Source organism: Prauserella sp. PE36, from assembly GCF_003311655.1.
GTDB classification, from domain to species: Bacteria; Actinomycetota; Actinomycetes; order Mycobacteriales; family Pseudonocardiaceae; genus Prauserella_A; species Prauserella_A endophytica.
The window spans coordinates 132,174-149,019 of record NZ_QEQT01000092.1 but is presented as its reverse complement, the minus strand read 5'-3'; the positions used below and the strand labels follow the sequence as shown (position 1 = coordinate 149,019).

The window sequence follows — 16,846 nt, the reverse complement described above, 5'->3', positions numbered from 1 at the left end:
CCGATCCCGCTGGAGGTGACAATGCCGTCGCAGCTGAAAGAGGCCCGCTACGAGCTGGTCGAGGTGCCCGAGCCGATGGGGCCGGTCTCCGTGACCGTCGACCGGCGCAAGGTGCTCGACTACGCCTACTGCGAGGACGACTTCGGGTCGTGGTACTTCGGGGAGTCGCCGTTCGGCGGCCCGGTCGGCCATCCGCTCGTCCTCGCCAACGACCTGCTGTTCCTCTTCTACGAGAACTACGACGGCAACACGGCACAGGGACTGCACACCCACGAGCACCTGACGTTCCACGCGCCGATCCCGGTCGGGGAAACGGTGACGATCCAGGGCGGCTACGTCGAGAAGTACGAGCGCCGAGGCCAGGGCTACGTGACGCTCGAGGCCGAGGCCCGCGGGGCCGACGGCAGGCTACTGGTTCGCCACGTCGGCAAGGAGATCATGCGCACCGTCGCGGGCGAGGTGGTCGGAAAGGGCAGGGCCGCGGGTGACGAACGGCCGCGCACGGTCCGAGGCACGGTCGACGCGGGCCTGCCCGTGGTCGAGCGCGCACGGCTCGACGCGCCCGAGCACGCCGGCATCCCCTCCCGCTCGACGGCGTTCACCCAGGACCAGATGTCGGTGTTCTCGTGGGCGGGCCGCGGTTACTCCAATGTGCACACTCACCCCGAGAGGGCCGCCGCGTCGGGGCTCGATCGCACGATCGTGCAGGCTCAGCAGCAGACCGGTTTCATCATCTCCAACGTCGTCGACTTCTTCGGGGCGAGCTTCTTCACCTCGGGCGAACTGGACCTGCGGTTCGTCTCGCCCGTGTTCGTCGGCGACGAGCTGACCACGGGCGGCGCGATCTCCGGCCTCACCGGCGACGGCAGGCTGGAGCTCGAGGTCTGGGTCGACAAGGCCGACGGCACGCGCACGGCGCTCGGCTGGGCCTCCGCGCGGGTCGACGACGACCCCTCCCGTCCAGCCCCGCTGCTCTGATCCCCGTTCCACCCCCGTCCCCCCGATCGACAAAGGAGTCATCATGGCCGAACCCGCCACAGCTCCTCCCTCCACCGAGACCGAGCGCACCAAACTCGCCAAGCGCGCCGCCGTCGCGAGCCTCGTCGGCACCGCCGTGGAGTGGTACGACTACTTCATCTTCGGCACGGCCTCCGCGCTCGTCTTCGGTCAGCTGTTCTTCCCCAACGAGAACGACCCGATCATCGGCACGCTCTCGGCGTTCGCCGTGTTCGGCGTCGGTTTCTTCGCCCGGCCCGTCGGCGGCATCGTCTTCGGGCACTTCGGCGACAAGTTCGGGCGCAAGGCCGCGCTCGTCACGACGCTGATGCTCATGGGCGTCTCGACGTTCCTCATCGGACTCCTGCCCACCACCGACGACATCGGTATCTGGGCTCCGGTGCTGCTGGTACTGCTCCGGCTGATCCAGGGCTTCGGCGTCGGCGGGGAATGGGGCGGCGCCTCACTCGTCGCCGTGGAGTACGCGCCCGAGGGCAAACGCGGCGCGTACGGCAGCTTCCCCCAGATCGGCAACGCCGTGGGCCTCGTGATGTCCACGAGCATCTTCGCGATCGTCTCGACCCTGCCGGACGACGCGCTGCTGTCGTGGGGCTGGCGGGTCCCGTTCCTGCTCAGCGCCGTGCTGATCGCGGTTGGCCTGTTCATCCGGTTCAAGCTGACCGAGACGCCCACGTTCCAGGCCGCGCAGGAGAAGCTCGAGGCGCAGGCGGCCAGCGCCAAGGCCAAGGAGAAGATGCCGATCGCCGAGCTGTTCACGCGGTTCAAGCGGCCGCTGCTACTCGCGATGGGCATGCGGCTCGGCGAGGCGGTGTTCGGCTACATCATCCTGACGATCGGCCTGACGTTCGCCACCAACTACACCGACATCCCGCGCACCGACGTGCTCATCGCGGGCACGGTCGCGGCGGCGCTGGCGATCTACACCTACTACTTCTTCGGCAGCCTGTCCGACCGGATCGGCAGGCGCGCGGTGTTCGTGCTCGGCTCGGTGGTGGCCGTGGTGGTCTCGTTCCCGTTCTTCTGGATCCTCGACGCCGACGCGGTCGTGCTGATGTACGTGATCTACGCCGTGGGCTACGCGATCGGCGTCGGCGCCCTCTACGGAGTCGAACCGGCCTTCTTCTCGGAGCTGTTCGGCACGAAGGTCCGCTACACCGGGCTGTCGCTCGCCGCGCAGGTGCCGAGCATCCTCATCGGACTGTGGCCGCTCGCCTCGACGGCCCTGCTGGCCGCCACCGACGGAGACCCGTGGCCCATCGCGCTCATCACCGCGGTCTGCGCCGTGATCGGGCTGGTGTGCGCGGTGCTGGCGCCCGAGACCAACAAGGCCGACATGACCCGCATCGGCGAAGAGCACGAGGAGGCCCGATGACGAACGCGCCGGACCGGCCCTGGCGGGACCTGACCGACCCCCGCCGGGCACTGAAGGTCGACGACCTGGAGGCCGGGCTCAAGGAGCCGGAGTTCGAGAACCTCGAGATCCCAGAGGACCTGGGCACCGTCCAGGTCGTGGTGGACGATCACAAGATCAAGCGCTACGCCTTCACCCACGACGACCACTCGCCGTGGGCCCTGCACGACAGCCCCTTCGGCGGCCGCGTCGGGCACGCGGCCCTGCTGGGCAACGACCTCGTGCAGCTGTTCACCCTCGTCTACGCGGGCAGCAAGGTCGTCGGCTACCACACCGAGGAACAGATGTGGTTCGACAGCCCGGCGAAGCTCGACGAGGTGGTGACGCTGAGCGGCACCTACACCGAGGCATACGAGCGCCGCGGTGAGGGCTACGTCGTGATGGAGGCGCGGGCCACCGGCGAGGACGGGCGCAGCATCGTGCGCCACCGCGGCGTCGAGATCCTCAAGACCAACCCCGGCGCGATCGGCGGGCGCGGCTCCGCCAGACCCGAGAAGCGTGTCACTGGCGAGGTGCCCGAGAACGCCAGGGTGATCGAAAGCGTCGACGCCGGAACCAGGGCCGGCGACGTGCTCGCCCCGCTGCACAAGACGATCACCGCCGAGCAGGCGGCGGTGTTCAGCCGGATCGGCGAGTACGTGCGCAACATCCACAACGACATCGACGTGGCCCGCGCGGGCGGTCTGCGCATGCCGATCGTGCAGGGACAGCAGCAGTTCGGCGTGCTCGCCCAGCTGCTCACCCTCCGTTGTGGACCGTCGTTCCTCACCTCCGGCTGGCTGCGGGTCAAGTTCCTCGCCCCGCTCGACGTCTTCGACCCGTTCACCTCGACCGGCGTCGTCACCGCGGTGACACCCGTCGATGGCGGGCTCGACGTCGAGCTCGAGATCTGGGTGCGCCGCGACTCCGACAGCAGGCTGATGACGGCCGGCTGGGCGAGCGTGACCGTGCCCGCGACCTGACCGACCGCACCGACAACAGAAAGCGGAACCACCTCCATGAGCAATCCCAAGACCGGTGGCCAGCTGGTCGTCGACATGCTGCGCTCCTTCGGCGTCGAGTACGTCTTCGGCGTCGTCGGCGGGCAGACGCTGGCGATCACCGACGCGATCATCGACACCCCGGGTATCGAGGTCGTGCACACCCGGCACGAGAACGCCGCCGCCGTGATGATGGACGCCTACGGCAGGCTCACCGGCAAGCCGGCCGCGTGCATCTCCACCACCGGGCCCGGCGCGACCAACCTGCTCACCGGCATCGGCGGCGCCTACCGCGACTCGAGCCCCGGATTCGTCCTCACGTGCAACAACAACGGCGAGAACATCCACAAGGACGACGCGCAGAACGCCGACCACGTCGAGCTGATCAAGCCGCTCGTGAAGTACTCCCGCCTCGTGGCGCACGCGTCATCGATCAAACAGGCGATGGAGGAGGCCTACGTCAACGCGCTGACCGGCAACCCCGGTCCGGTGCACCTCGACTTCGCCCGCGACACCATCGAGGGTGAGGTCGCGAACCCGCCCTCGGTGCCCGAGACGCACCCGAGCCGCGACTGGGTCGGCGAGCGGCCGTCGGCCAATCCGGTCGCGCTCGCGAGGGTCGCCGAACGCGTGCTCGCCGCGGAGCGGCCGGTGATCTGGCTCGGCAACGGCGGCAACCGCGCGCGGGCGAGTGACGACGTGCTCGCGCTCGCCGACGCACTGGGCATCCCCGTGGTCACCACGTTCAACGGCATCGGCTCCGTCCCGACCACCCACCCGCGGGTCTTCGGCGCCGTGAGCCGCATGGGCACGGCACTGTCCGGGCAGGTGCTCGGCGACGCCGACCTCGTGTTGGCACTCGGCAACAGCCTCAACGCGGTGTCCACCGGCCGCTGGAAGCGGGCCCTGCCGGAGGTGATCCAGGTCGACGTCGACCCGGCGATGATCGGGCGCTACTACTCCGAAGTCACCCAAGGCGTGGTGAGCGATCTCGGCTCGTTCGCGCGGGATCTCGTCACCGCGGTCGGCGACCGTGCGGAAGCCGCCAGGCAGGGCAGGGCCGAGTGGCTCGCGTCGCTGAGCAAGGCGCGCACGGTGTGGTGGCAGGGTTCCGAGGTCCGCGACCCCGACGCCGAGGGCGCGCTCTCGCCCGCCGACATCGTGCGCACACTGCGCGAGGTGGCGCCCGACGACACCCTGCTGATCCCCGACGCGGGCAACCCCGGCGTGTGGTCGTTCCTCTGGGAGATCACGCGGCCGAACAGCTACATCAAGCCGGTCGGCTTCGGCAACATGGGCTTCGCCCTGCCCTCGGCCATCGCGGCCTCGCTGATCGACCCGCGACGACCCGTGCTCGCGCTCATCGGCGACGGCTCGCTCGGCATGAGCCTCGGTGAGCTGGAGACACTCGCGCGCGTCGGCGGCAACGTCTGTGTCGTGGTCCTCAACGACTCCAGCTATGGCAACATCCGTCAGGAGCAGGAGTTGCACTTCAACGGCCGCACGGTCGGTGTCGACTTCGGACCGGTCGACTACGGCATGGCGGCCCGCGCGATGGGGGTCGGCGGCGAGGTGGTGACGAGCCTGTCGAAGCTGCGGCAGGGCGTCGCCGACGCGTTCGCCGCGGGTGAGCCGGTGTTGTTCGACGTGCCGATCGACCGCGACGTCAACGCGTGGACGTTTCCGTCGTTCGTGGCGCCGAGGAAGGGATGACGACGATGGCGAACGCGACAACGGGGCCGCTCGCCGGAGTGAAGGTGCTGGACCTCTCCCGGTTCATCGCAGGCCCGCTGTGCGCGCAGATACTGGCCGACTTCGGGGCCGAGGTGGTGAAGCTCGAGCGGCCGGGGGGAGAGGACTCGCGCCACCACGGGCCGTACTACCGCGACGAGAGCATCTACATGTTCCTGTACCACCGGAACAAGTACGACGCGAGCCTCGACACCCGCCACCCCGAGGCCCTCGGCATCCTGGAGCGGCTCATCGAATGGGCCGACGTGGTGGTGGAGAACTACCGGCCGGGCACGATCGAGAAGATGGGCATCGGCTACGAGCGCATGAAGGAGCTCAACCCCGACATCATCCTCGTGTCGATCTCCGGGTTCGGCCAGACCGGGCCCGATTCGCGCAGGGCGCTGTTCGACGCGATCTCCCAGGCGTCGTCGGGGCTGATGAGCATGACCGGGGAGCCCGACGGCAAACCGACGCTGAGCGGCACCTACATCGCCGACTACACCACGGGCTACCAGGGCGCGATCGGCGCACTCATGGCGATCCTGCACCGGGAGCGCACGGGCGAGGGCCAGCTGGTGGACATCGCGTCGTTCGACACGATGTTCTCCGCGCTGGGCATCCGGCTCATGTCGGAGCTGATGCTTGGGCAGGACATGCCGCGCAGCGGGTCGCGGGACCTGCTCACGGCCCCGGTCAACGTGTACGAGGCCGCGGACGGTCCGATCTACATCCAGGCGGGCACGGCGTCGCTGTTCCCGAGGCTGTGCGAGGTGATGAAGCGGCCGGAGCTCGCCGACGACCCGCGCTTCGGCACCGTCGAGGGCAGGATGGCGCACCAGGAGTACCTGGAGGGCGAGATCGGCGCATGGGCGGCGACCCTGACCACCGACGAGATCGCGCGGGTGCTCGACGACGCCGGGGTGCCCTACGCCAAGGTCGCCTCGGTCGCTGAGGTGGCTCGCTCACCGCAGATCGCCGCGCGTGACATGATCGTCGAGTCCGAGCACCCCGAGCTCGGCACGATCCGGATGCCCGGCAACCCGGTCAAGCTGGAGAAGACCCCGCCCACGGTCCGCAAGGCGCCCCCTCGGGTGGGTGAGGACAACGAGTACGTCTACCGGACGATCCTTGGTATGTCGGGCGAGGACGTGGCCCGGCTGCGCGAGGCGGGAGCGATCTGATCATGGCGCACGCACCCAGGTATCGCGTGATCTACGACGACCTCGTGTCGCAGATCCAGGAGGGGCTCTTGGCGCCCGCGGCACAGCTGCCCGGCGAGAACGACCTCGCCAGGCAGTACGGCGTCAGCCGGATGACCGTCCGCCAGGCGCTCGACCTGCTCGACTCCGACAACTTCGTCGTGCGCAGGCAGGGCAGCGGCACGTTCGTCAGCGAGACGGCGAAGCGCGGGCGCAGGCTCAACCGGCTCCGCTCGTTCGCCGACGAGATCGCGGGCACCGCGGGTGAGGTGTCGAGCCGGGTGGTGCGCGCCGAGACCGGCCCGGCCACGGCGGAGGTGGCCGCCGTCTTCGGCATCGCCGAGGGCGACGTGGTCAACCGCGTCACTCGCGTGCGCCTGATCGGCGGCGCGCCCGCCGCGCTGCAGGATGCCTGGGTGCCCTACTCGGTGGCCCCGTCACTGTGCCGCGAGCCGCTGCTCGGCGGTTCGCTCTACCGGACGCTCACCGAGCGGTTCGGCGTGCAGCTGCGCTACGCCGACCAGTCCATGACCGGTGCGCTGCTGACCGCCGAGCAGGCGGGGCTGCTCGACGCCGAGCCGGGCGGCGCCGTCCTCGAGGCCCGGCGTACCACCTACGGCGCGGCCGCCGAGGTCGTCGAGTTCACCACGAGCTGGACGCTGCCCGCGTTCCCCGTGCTGCTGCGGATCGACGCCGAATGAGCGGCGTCGTCGTGGCGGTCGACGTCGGCACCTCGGCCGTGCGCGCGGCGCTCGTGCACGCCGACGGGCAGGTCGTCACAGCGAACCAGATCCGCAGGGCCTCGGGAATCGGTGGCGAGACCTTCGACCCCGAGGCACTGCACAAGGACGTCGTCGCCGCGCTCGCCGGGCTTGCCGGTGGTCCGCGGCCGTCGGCGCTGGCGATCGCCGCGCACATCGGCACGGTCGCGGTGGACGCCGTTCTCCGGCCCGTCGAGGCCGGGGGAGGGTGGGCCGACCCGCGCGGCACCGATCGGATCGCCGCACTCGACGAGGACACCACGCGCGACCTCCTGCGGGCCTCCGGCCGCCCGGCGCCGACGGGGGGAGCGCTGGCCTACCTGCTCGGACTCGACCCCCGGGTGGCCGAGCGCGTCGCGGCCGTCCTTTCGCCCAAGGACTACCTGGTGGCCCGCCTGACCGGACGCGTGGTCACCGACACCGTGGACGCCGCCTACACGCTGGCGTCCGACGTGCACGGCCGCGCGTGGAACACCGCGACGCTTGCCCGGGTCGGGCTCGACCCGGCGCTGTTCCCGCCGCAGGCCGAACCGGCGTCGGTCGTCGGCGAGCTCACCCGGGAGGCGGCCGAGGACACGGGACTGCCCGAGGGGCTGCCCGTGGTGGCGGGCGGCCCCGACGGCTCCGTCGGGCTCGGCCTGCTGCTGGGCACACGCGAGGACGTACTCGCCGACGTCGCGGGCACCACCGATGTCGTCGGCCGCCTGCTTCCCGCGGGGAGTGCCACGCCGCCCGGCGCGGTACTCAACCCGTCGGTGCTGCCTGAACGGTTCGTGGCGGGCGGGGCCACCGGGCTCACCGGCGGCGCGGTCGCCCGCTGGCGGGCACTGGCGGGCTCGGTCGAGGACGAGCGCCTCGCCGCCGTTGCGCCGGGGGCCGACGGACTCGTCGTGCTCCCGGCCATGACCGGGGCGCGCTTCCCGCTGTGGCGGCCCGGCTCACGCGGCGCGCTGCTCGGGCAGCGGCCCGAGCACGACGCGGCCCACCTGCTGCGCGCCGCGCAGGAGGCCGCGACGTACACGGTGCGCGAGGGGCTGGACCTGCTCGACCCCTCTGGCCGGCTGCCCGTGGCGTTCGCCGGGGGCTCCGCCCGCAGCCCGCACGTCGCCCGGCTGCGCGCGGACGTGCTCGGCCGGCCGCTGCTGGTGTCGAAGGAGCCCGACGTGACCCTGCTCGGCGCCGCCTCACTCGCGTTCATCGGCTCTGGGGAGGTCACCGACCCGGACGTACTGCGCACGCGGCTCGTCGGCGCGCCACGCGAGGTGGAGCCCGATCCGGCCCGCGCGGCGCGCTACGCGGCGCTGTACGCGGAGTGGCTCCGGGCGCGCGACGCGGTCGACGGGCTGTCCGGGGACGGCGCCGGTCGCATGTCGTAGGGGCGACCGCGATGGCGGTCCCAGCTCGACGCGAGCGCCGGGTCGATGATGGCGAATCCGGTGCCGAGCGGGCCCGGCAGCGTGGCGGCCCCGCCGAGGGCGCCGGCGCAGGGTGCGACCGCAGCAGGGCGCCGGCGATGCGGGCGCTGTGCGGCGTCCGGTCGGAACCCGGTCGCGGTTCACGGGCGAGCCCGGCCCGTGTCCGCACGTCCCGCCGGCCACGAGCGCGGCGCCGCCCTCCATCCGCATGTCTCGCTCGTTCCTCTTCGTTGTGGCGCTCGCAGGTGGGCCGACCTTCCTCGTGACCTGGACAGCTCGACCGGTCCGGCAGTCAGGTCTCCGCACCGGCAGCGGGCTATGGTTTCCGCCGTGACCGAACCCTCCGTCCTGCACGACACCAGGAGTGCCTACGACGCCGTTGCGTCCCGCTACGCCGAACTTTTCAGCAATGTGCTCGAGACCTTGCCGATGGAACGTGCGATGCTGGCCGCTTTCGCCGAACTTGTGCAGGCCCACAACGCCGGACCGGTCGCCGACATCGGATGTGGCCCCGGCCAGGTGACCGCGCATCTGCACGCCCTCGGGCCGGCCACCTTCGGCATCGACCTGTCCTCCGAGATGGTCGCCCTTGCCCGCCGAGCCCATCCGGATCTGCGGTTCGAAGAGGGGTCGATGACCGCCTTGGACCTCGCCGACGGAGTTCTCGGCGGCATTCTCGCGTTCTACTCCATCATCCACACACCACCGCGGCAACTGCCGGTCGTGTTCACCGAGTTCCGGCGAGTGCTGGCGCCGGGCGGTCACCTGCTGCTCGGATTCTTCGCTGGTGACGACCCCCTGCCGCGGGAGTTCGATCACAAAGTGACGCTCGCCTATCGATGGTCGCCTGACAGTCTCGCGGAACTGTCGCGCCAGGCCGGGTTCATCGAGGTCGCCCGGTTGCTGCGCGAGCCTCACGAGGACGAGCGGCAGTTCCAGCAGGCCCAGCTGCTGGTTCGCAAGCCCCAGGAGTCCTGATCGCCCGCCGGGCCGTGATCGGCGGGCGTCCTCTCGAGCTTCGAGGAGGTGCTCTCGTCCCCGCGACCGAATCGGCCACAATAGACGGTGACGCAGTGCGGAGAGGCTTGTGCGGACACGGGTTTGCGTCAGGTTCACCTCACCGTCCGTGGAGGGGTTTGCGGGGCGCCTCGGCGGCTGGCGAGGCCGGCGTGCCGGTGCGGGTGCGGATCATGAGGGCCTGCGGACATTCTCCTGGACTCCGGTGAGGGCAGCCGCCGCCCACCACACGACGCCGGCGAACCCCTGGCGCCTTTTCTGGCGTGTCCCCCCTCACCGATGAGTTTCGGCGGGGTCCTGGGTCTGTTCCGGTGACCGTGTCACGAGGAGGACAGAGAGATGACCACACGTACCGGCAAGGTGACCTGTGAACTGTCGATCTCGGCCGACGGATACTCGGCCGGGCTGAACCAGACCGAGGACCGCCCGTTCGGCGACGATGGCGCTGACGGCTGGGGCGGCAAGCTGCACGCCTGGATGTTCGACAGTCCCGAGGAGAACCGGGCAGAGGTCGAGCGGATGAACGAGGCCAAGGCTTTCATCATGGGGCGGAACATGTTCGGCCCGGTGCGTGGCGAATGGGATCGGCAGTGGAACGGATGGTGGGGCGACAATCCGCCGTTCCACGCCCCGGTGTTCGTGCTCACCCACTACCCGCGCGATCCGCAGCCGATGGATGGCGGCACCACCTACCACTTCGTCACCGACGGAATCGAGTCCGCGTTGAAACGTGCGCGCCACGCTGCCGGGAACGGCGACGTCTCGATCCATGGCGGCGCCACCACCATCAACCAGTACCTCACCGCGGGCCTGGTCGACGAGCTGCGGCTGCACATCGTGCCGGTCACTCTCGGCGCGGGCACGCGGTTGTTCGACGGGGTTCCGGCGCTGGAACTCGAGCAGGTGGAGTCGCGGGCGGCGGGCTCGGTCACGCACGTCACCTACCGCGTGCTGTCCTGAACCGTGGGGTGAATGCCCGGCTGCCGGTGGTTGAGTCCGACGGGCCGGTCGAGGTCGTCGGACCCGGCGGCCATGGCAGGAACTGTCAGAGCGCTGGCATTCCGGCCGTCCGGGGCCGGGCGCACGATGAGCCCATGCGGGCCGTCGTCGACGGCAGGCCGGTCACCAGCCAGGGCGTCACCCGCACCCGGGTCGAGGTCGGGCTGCTCGTGGTCCACGACAGCCGGAAACCGGGTGGCGGGAGCACCGGCCGTCCTCACCCCGGACGACGACGGAGTGCCGCCGCAGCGCCTTTGAGCGCTCAGTTGAGCACCTTGTGGTCTGGTCCACCATCAGGTCGGTCCGGGCTGTTATGGTCGGTGCCGGGCGCGGGAATGATCTTCGTGCCCTCCGTCGAGATCGGATAGCCGCGGCTGGCGACGGCGCTGGTCGGTGTGCTTGTGAAGCCTGGGGAGGCACCACCGATGGCGTTCGAAGTCGTGCCCGAGGACCTCGTCGCGCACGCGAGCCACCTGGACGGCATCACCGACCGGCTGCGGGTGGCCGTGTCCGCCGCGCAGACCGTCAGCATGGACGACAGCGCCTACGGGCTGCTCTGCTCGTTCCTCCCACCGGTCGTGAACCCGATGGAGGAAAAGGGATTGGAGGCCCTCGACGCGGCAGTCGAGGGCGTGACGGTGACGGCGGACAACGTCCGCAAGGCCGCCGACACCTACCGCGAGTCCGACAAGGCCCACACGGTGCCGATGACCGGCTTCGAACGGGACCTGGCAGCGGTGCGGGTACGCGACGTCTGACGGACGAGGAAAGGGACGCGCTGTGGGCAACCCTCTGGTGGCAGAGGTTCAGGACTCGACCGAGGCGTTCTCCGGGATACCGCTGCTGGAGTCGGTGAACGACACCACCAAGGCGATCGAGAGCGGTGAGTGGGCCGGCGCCGTGCTCGGCGCGGTCGGCGCGGGGCTCGACGCGCTGGGCATGGCGATGGACCCGTTCGGCGCCATCCTGTCCGCCGGGGTCGGCTGGCTGATGGAGCACGTCGGCCCGCTCTCCGACGCGCTCGACGGGCTCACGGGCGACCCGGACACCATCAAGGCGCACTCGGAGACCTGGAAGAACGTCAGCACCGAGCTGACGGCGATCAGCGCCGACCTGCGGAGGCTGATCGAGGAGGACACGGCCGGCTGGACCGGGCCCGCCGCCGACTCCTACCGCGAACGCGGCGCTGACACGGCCACGCTGATCACCGCCGCCCAGTCCGCCGCCGACGGCGCCTCCAGCGGTATCGGCACGGCAGGCGAGGTCGTGGGCGCCGTGCGGACGCTCGTGCGCGACATCATCGCCGACCTCGTCGGGCACATGATCAGCTGGGCGCTGCAGGTGCTGCTGACGCTCGGCATCGGCATGGCGTGGGTAGTGCCGCAGGTCGTGGCCGCGGTGGCGAAGACGGCCACGCAGATCGCCGACCTCACCAAGAAACTGGTGGACGCGCTGTCGAAGCTCTCGCCGCTGCTGCGCTCGCTCGGCGACTCCTTCAGCGACGCCGCCGCCGCGCTGAAGCGCATCAAGGACGGCAAGATCGACGTCCCGCCGCCGGTCAGGAGCGGCCCGGAGCCGAAGCCCGGCGACACCGACTTCAAGGGCGACAAGTACGAGAGCCCCGGCTCCACCGGCGGCCAGACCACCGCCAGTGGCGACAGGGGCGGCGGCACCGTCGCCAGCGGCGACACCGGCAAGACCGACCCGCCACAGCCGCCGAAGACGGACCCGCCCAAGACCGAGCCCGCCCCCAAGAACGACGTCACCTCGACGCCTCCGCCGCCCCCGGTCCAGCAGCCGAAGAAGGGCGGCGACGCCACCACGGCCAGCTCCGTCAAGCCCGACCCCGCGCGCGAACGATCGGTGCGGCCCCCGGACCGCAACTGCAAGGGCGACCCGGTCGACGTCGCCACCGGCGAGGTGATCCTGCCGCAGGCCGACCTGGAGTTGCCGGAGCTGCTGCTGGAGCGCGTGCACGTCTCGTCGTACCGCGCGGGCCGCTGGTTCGGCCCGTCCTGGGCGTCCACAGTGGACCAGCGGCTGGAGGTCGACGCCACGGACGTCTGTTTCGTCGGCCCCGACGGCGTCATCCTGGTCTACCCGGTGCCCGCCGCCGGTGACACGGTGCTCCCGGTGGAGGGACCACGCTGGCCGCTGTCCCGGCACGCCGACGGTGGCTTCACGGTCGCCCAGCCGGTTCCCGGCAGGACACTGCATTTCGCCGGGACCGGGCGGTTGCTGCGGCTGCGGGCCGTCGAGCACGCCGACGGTGCGCGCACCGAGTTCGCCTACGACGACGCGGGCGTGCCCGTCCGGCTGACGCACTCCAGCGGTATCCGGGTGGGACTCCGGTCGGACGGCGCGCGGCTGGTGGAGCTGAGCGTGCTCGGCGCCGACGGGGCGCCGGACGTGCGCGTGCTGACCTACCGCTACGACGAGGAGGGCAGGCTCAGCGAGGTCGTGAACTCCTCCGGCCTGCCGCTGCGGTACGACTACGACGCCGAGGGCAGGCTGACGGGCTGGCAGGACCGCAACGGAGTCTGGTACCGCTACGTCTACGACTCGGCAGGCCGGTGCGTGCGCACGGTGGGCGCCGAGGGCTTCCTGGACGGCGTGTTCGAGTACGACCGGCGGCGCGGGCGCACCCGGCACACCGACTCGCTCGGCCACACCAGCGTGTTCGAGCTGAACGACGCGGGCCAGACCGTCCGGGAGACCGACCCGCTCGGCAACGTCACGGCCTTCGAGTGGGACCGCTACGACCGGCTGCTCTCCCGCACCGATCCGCTGGGCCGCGTCACCCGGTACGCCTACGACGACGAGGGCAGGCCGCTGCGGGTCACGCGCCCCGACGGCAGCGTCCTCACCCTCGAGGACGGGGTGCCTGCTTCGGTCGCCGTGTACGGAGACGGCCGGGTCTGGCGCCGGTTCTACGCCGACGGCGCCGCGCCCGACCCCGTGCGGGAGCCGGTGGGCGTCGCCACCGCGGGGCTGCCCGCGCCGGAACCCGCCGCCGAGCCGGAACCGGTGGAGCGCGACCAGTTCGGCAGGCCCCGCGCGGTGCGGGAGGCCGATGGGGGAGTGGTTCTGCTGGGCTGGACGGTCGACGGGCAGCGTGCCTCCCGGACCGGTCCCCGCCGGGAGCGCGCGCTGTGGCGCTATGACGGAGAGGGCAACGAGACCGAGCACATCGACGAGCTCGGCCGGGTCACCCGGCGCGAGTACGGTCCGTTCGACCTGCTCACCGCCATGGTCGACCCCGCGGGCGCGCGCACGGCCTACGGCTACGACACCGAGCTGCGGCTGGTGTCGGTCACCGACCCCCTGGGCCGAGTGTGGTCCTTCCGCTACGACGCCGCGGGCAGGCTGGCCGGGCAGACCGACTTCGACGGCAGGACGTGGGCCTACGGCTACGACGCGGCCGGACAGCTCGTGCGCTCGCAGGGCCCGGACGGCGGAGTCACCGAGTACCGGTACGACGTGCTCGGCAACCTCGTCGAGGTCCACGCGCCCGACGGGCTCACCACCTACGCCTACGACCCGGTCGGCGAGGTCGTGCGGGTGGCCTCGGCGACCTCGGTGGTGGAGTTCGAGCGCGACGAGTACGGGCGCGTCGTCCGCGAGACGGTCGACGGCCTTTCCGTGACCTTCGCCTACGACGAGGGACGCAACACGATCCGGCGACGGACCCCGTCGGGTGCGGAGAGCGAATGGTCCTTCGACGAGCGGGACCGGCCGATCGCGCTGGCCACCGCCGGGCACACGGTCCGCTTCCTGCTCGACGACGACGGCCGCGCGGCGGCGCGCAAGGTCGACGAGGCCAGCGTGCTGCGGCAGTCCTTCGGCCAGGGAGGCCGGCTCACCGCGCAGCGGCTGCTGGCCACCTCGGGACCGGTGCGCGAACGCGGTTTCGAGTACCAGCCCGACGGCAGGCTCGCCGCCGTGCGGGACGACACCGGTCCGCACCTGACGCTGAGCCGGGACGTCACCGGCCGCGTCGTTTCGATGTCCACTGTGGATGGAAGTGAGGAGCTGCGGTACGACCCGGCCGGCAACCTCGTGGGCTCCTCGGCCGTGCGCGTGGCGGTGGAGCACGACGCCCTCGGTCGCCGGGTCCGGCACCGCGAGGCGCACCCGGACGGCGAGCGCGTGTGGGAATACGCCTGGACCGGCGACCGGCTCACCGGGGTGCGGACACCGGAAGGGCTGCGCTGGCGCTACCACTACGACCCGCTGGGCAGGCGCACCGCCAAGGAGTGCCTGCTGCCGGACGGCTCGGTGGCCGAGTCGGTGCGGTTCGTCTGGGACGGCACCGAGCTGATCGAGCAGGTGCACGTGGACGCTCACGGCGTGCGCCGGGCAACCACGTGGGAACGCCTGCCCGGCCAGCACACGCCGGTCACCCAGCTCGAACGTGGCCCCGCCGGGGAACGGTTCCACTCGGTCGTCACCGACGCACTCGGCACGCCCACCGATCTCGTCGACGAGCGCGGCGACCTCGCCTGGAGCTCCCGCAGGACGCTGTGGGGCCGCGAACTGCCCTCCCCCGGAGCCCGCGCCGCCACGCCGCTGCGGTTCCCCGGCCAGTACGCGGACGCCGAGACCGGTCTGCACTACAACGTGTTCCGCTACTACGACCCGGCGACCGCGCGGTACGTCAGCCAGGACCCGCTTGGCCTGGAGCCGGGACCGAACCCGGTCGCCTACGTCGCCGACCCGTTCGCCGAGTTCGACGCGCTCGGTCTGATGAACAGCTGCACGACCCCCTCGGCGGGTGGTAAGACACCGCCGGCGGTCAACCTGCCGATCAGGCAGCGCCCCAAGAACTCCGGCGGCAGCGCGCCCAGCCCCAACCCGGGCGGCGCGGGCCGGAAGCGCAAGAGCGACGGGAGCGGCACGCAGCCGTCTGCCAAGAAGACCAAGACCAAGAGCGACGACCCCTGGGACAGGCCGGAGTTCAAGAGCGCGACGCAGACCAACATCAAGCATCAGAAGAACGACCCGAACAACCCGGCATACAAGAGCGGCGGCCAGTTCGACAAGCGGCACATCGTGTCGTTCCAGACGATGCGCGACAGCCTCAGGTCGTGGGTGAACCAGACATATGCGCCGGGCACGCCCGAGCACAAGGCGGCGACCGAGAAGTACGTCGAGAAGCTGCGGGAAGCGAACAGCAATATCAGCAACCTCCCGCTCGGCCCCGGCAAACCGAACACCTCCATCGGCGCCACCGTTGACAAGTTCGACATCATCGAGAGCAAGATCGACGGCACCCACCTGGGGAAGGACGGCCTTCCGGAGGCGCCGAAGGACCCGAGGAAGGCGTTCTACGAGTCCTCTGGCTACCTGCACGAGATCCGCAACGAGTTCGCCGGGGACATCATGGCGGCGGCGGACGAGATCAAGGATCCGGTGAGGCGGCGGGAGTTCCTCGACGACGTGCGGTTCAACGCGGATTTCGACTGGCCGGGCGGCACGACCCAGCAGCTCGAGGACTGGAAGGACGCCCGGCGGCAGTGGGTGGACCTCGGCAGGAACCCGGACGCGTACACGGCGGACGACGTCGACGCGATGATCGACCGGTTCAACCAGATGGACAAGCCGAGCGGAAGCCACGGGTCACTGTCCGACTGGGAGAACCGGCCGGGCAGCCGCATCGGCGGCGTCGAGGCGGGCAAGGACCGTCCCGGCTGGGCGGACAAGGAATCGCATCCGGATTTGTTCAAGGACGGCAAGGGCGGTAAGAAATGACCGGTGCCGGTGCGTTCGGCGAGGCGATGCGCGACCCGGAGGAGGCGAAGCGGCGGATCGACGACTGGGCCGCCGGATTCGCGCGCAAGGCCGAGCGGTACAAGGCGGCGCAGGAGCGCACGGAGCAGCTGCGGCTGACGGCGTCGAGCCCGGACGGCACGGTGCGCGTGACCGTCGGCGCCGACGGCGTGGTGTCGGACCTCGAGTTCGGCTCCAGGACACGGACGATCCCGCCGGAGGAGCTCGCCCGCATGGTGCTCAGCACGATGCGCCAGGCGCAGTCGGGGATCACCGAGCGGGTCGCCGAGGTGATGACCGAGCAGCTGGGCGACGAGGACCCGCGGACCCGCACGACGCTGCTCGACTCGCTGCGCAACCGGTTCCCCGACCCAGGGGACCCGCAGGACGGCCCGTCCGGACCCCCGGAGCCGCCGCAGCCCACGCCCCCGCCGGCCCCGTCCTCGGGCGGCGCCGCCGAGCCTCGGGCCGGGGGAACGCCACCGGCCCGCCGTGCGGGCGGCGGTGACCCAGAGGAAGAGGACAACACGCCCTGGTGATCCCG

Annotated in this window: 13 protein-coding genes; 12 read left to right on the top strand and 1 reads right to left on the bottom strand. The window is 71.1% G+C overall.

Annotated features, from left to right (window positions below; genetic code table 11):
* The first annotated feature begins 21 nt into the window (after nucleotides 1–21).
* The 9 genes from DI005_RS29330 (at nucleotide 22) to DI005_RS29290 (ending at nucleotide 10,494) form a co-directional block, all read left to right on the top strand.
* Nucleotides 22–978, top strand: a complete 957-nt coding sequence (locus tag DI005_RS29330; protein ID WP_113644294.1) for a MaoC family dehydratase — start codon at nucleotides 22–24, stop codon at nucleotides 976–978.
* A gap of 43 nt (nucleotides 979–1,021) precedes the next feature.
* Nucleotides 1,022–2,389, top strand: coding sequence for an MFS transporter (locus DI005_RS29325; RefSeq protein WP_112269862.1), 1,368 nt, complete (start codon nucleotides 1,022–1,024; stop codon nucleotides 2,387–2,389).
* On the top strand, nucleotides 2,386–3,390 hold the full coding sequence (locus DI005_RS29320) for a hypothetical protein (RefSeq protein WP_112269863.1): 1,005 nt from the start codon (nucleotides 2,386–2,388) through the stop codon (nucleotides 3,388–3,390). Before DI005_RS29325 ends, DI005_RS29320 begins: the two co-directional genes overlap by 4 nt.
* A 36-nt stretch (nucleotides 3,391–3,426) precedes the next feature.
* Nucleotides 3,427–5,121: a thiamine pyrophosphate-binding protein gene (locus DI005_RS29315; RefSeq protein ID WP_112269864.1), complete on the top strand. Its 1,695-nt coding sequence runs from the start codon at nucleotides 3,427–3,429 to the stop codon at nucleotides 5,119–5,121.
* 5 nt (nucleotides 5,122–5,126) lie between these two features.
* Nucleotides 5,127–6,323, top strand: coding sequence for a CaiB/BaiF CoA-transferase family protein (locus tag DI005_RS29310; protein ID WP_113644355.1), 1,197 nt, complete (start codon nucleotides 5,127–5,129; stop codon nucleotides 6,321–6,323).
* A gap of 2 nt (nucleotides 6,324–6,325) precedes the next feature.
* Nucleotides 6,326–7,042: a GntR family transcriptional regulator gene (locus tag DI005_RS29305; protein WP_199543296.1), complete on the top strand. Its 717-nt coding sequence runs from the start codon at nucleotides 6,326–6,328 to the stop codon at nucleotides 7,040–7,042.
* Nucleotides 7,039–8,478, top strand: a complete 1,440-nt coding sequence (locus DI005_RS29300; RefSeq protein ID WP_113644293.1) for an FGGY-family carbohydrate kinase — start codon at nucleotides 7,039–7,041, stop codon at nucleotides 8,476–8,478. Before DI005_RS29305 ends, DI005_RS29300 begins: the two co-directional genes overlap by 4 nt.
* A 357-nt stretch (nucleotides 8,479–8,835) precedes the next feature.
* Nucleotides 8,836–9,495, top strand: a complete 660-nt coding sequence (locus DI005_RS29295) for a class I SAM-dependent methyltransferase (protein WP_112269866.1) — start codon at nucleotides 8,836–8,838, stop codon at nucleotides 9,493–9,495.
* Between the two features lie 378 nt (nucleotides 9,496–9,873).
* A complete protein-coding gene (locus DI005_RS29290; RefSeq protein WP_112269867.1) occupies nucleotides 9,874–10,494 on the top strand; it encodes a dihydrofolate reductase family protein in 621 nt (206 codons plus the stop codon).
* Nucleotides 10,495–10,579: 85 nt separating this feature from the next.
* Here the strand turns inward: DI005_RS29290 and DI005_RS38360 are convergent, their stop codons facing one another.
* On the bottom strand, nucleotides 10,580–10,741 hold the full coding sequence (locus DI005_RS38360) for a hypothetical protein (protein WP_158559919.1): 162 nt from the start codon (nucleotides 10,739–10,741) through the stop codon (nucleotides 10,580–10,582).
* Nucleotides 10,742–10,958: 217 nt separating this feature from the next.
* Between DI005_RS38360 and DI005_RS29280 the strand changes: the two genes are divergently transcribed.
* Genes DI005_RS29280 through DI005_RS29270 form a run of 3 tightly spaced genes read left to right on the top strand, consistent with a single transcriptional unit; the run spans nucleotide 10,959 to nucleotide 16,841 of the window.
* On the top strand, nucleotides 10,959–11,291 hold the full coding sequence (locus DI005_RS29280; protein ID WP_112269870.1) for a type VII secretion target: 333 nt from the start codon (nucleotides 10,959–10,961) through the stop codon (nucleotides 11,289–11,291).
* A gap of 22 nt (nucleotides 11,292–11,313) precedes the next feature.
* Complete coding sequence (locus DI005_RS29275; RefSeq protein WP_113644291.1) at nucleotides 11,314–16,284, top strand: RHS repeat-associated core domain-containing protein; 4,971 nt, start codon at nucleotides 11,314–11,316, stop codon at nucleotides 16,282–16,284.
* Nucleotides 16,281–16,841, top strand: a complete 561-nt coding sequence (locus tag DI005_RS29270) for a YbaB/EbfC family nucleoid-associated protein (RefSeq protein ID WP_112269874.1) — start codon at nucleotides 16,281–16,283, stop codon at nucleotides 16,839–16,841. Before DI005_RS29275 ends, DI005_RS29270 begins: the two co-directional genes overlap by 4 nt.
* The last annotated feature ends 5 nt before the right edge of the window (nucleotides 16,842–16,846 follow it).

Bases quoted from the DNA above. Each gene is read 5' to 3' on its own strand.
- DI005_RS29330 (WP_113644294.1), top strand. From the start codon at position 22: ATGCCGTCGCAGCTGAAAGAGGCCCGCTACGAGCTGGTCGAGGTGCCC.
- DI005_RS29325 (WP_112269862.1), top strand. From the start codon at position 1,022: ATGGCCGAACCCGCCACAGCTCCTCCCTCCACCGAGACCGAGCGCACC.
- DI005_RS29320 (WP_112269863.1), top strand. From the start codon at position 2,386: ATGACGAACGCGCCGGACCGGCCCTGGCGGGACCTGACCGACCCCCGC.
- DI005_RS29315 (WP_112269864.1), top strand. From the start codon at position 3,427: ATGAGCAATCCCAAGACCGGTGGCCAGCTGGTCGTCGACATGCTGCGC.
- DI005_RS29310 (WP_113644355.1), top strand. From the start codon at position 5,127: ATGGCGAACGCGACAACGGGGCCGCTCGCCGGAGTGAAGGTGCTGGAC.
- DI005_RS29305 (WP_199543296.1), top strand. From the start codon at position 6,326: ATGGCGCACGCACCCAGGTATCGCGTGATCTACGACGACCTCGTGTCG.
- DI005_RS29300 (WP_113644293.1), top strand. From the start codon at position 7,039: ATGAGCGGCGTCGTCGTGGCGGTCGACGTCGGCACCTCGGCCGTGCGC.
- DI005_RS29295 (WP_112269866.1), top strand. From the start codon at position 8,836: ATGGTTTCCGCCGTGACCGAACCCTCCGTCCTGCACGACACCAGGAGT.
- DI005_RS29290 (WP_112269867.1), top strand. From the start codon at position 9,874: ATGACCACACGTACCGGCAAGGTGACCTGTGAACTGTCGATCTCGGCC.
- DI005_RS29280 (WP_112269870.1), top strand. From the start codon at position 10,959: ATGGCGTTCGAAGTCGTGCCCGAGGACCTCGTCGCGCACGCGAGCCAC.
- DI005_RS29270 (WP_112269874.1), top strand. From the start codon at position 16,281: ATGACCGGTGCCGGTGCGTTCGGCGAGGCGATGCGCGACCCGGAGGAG.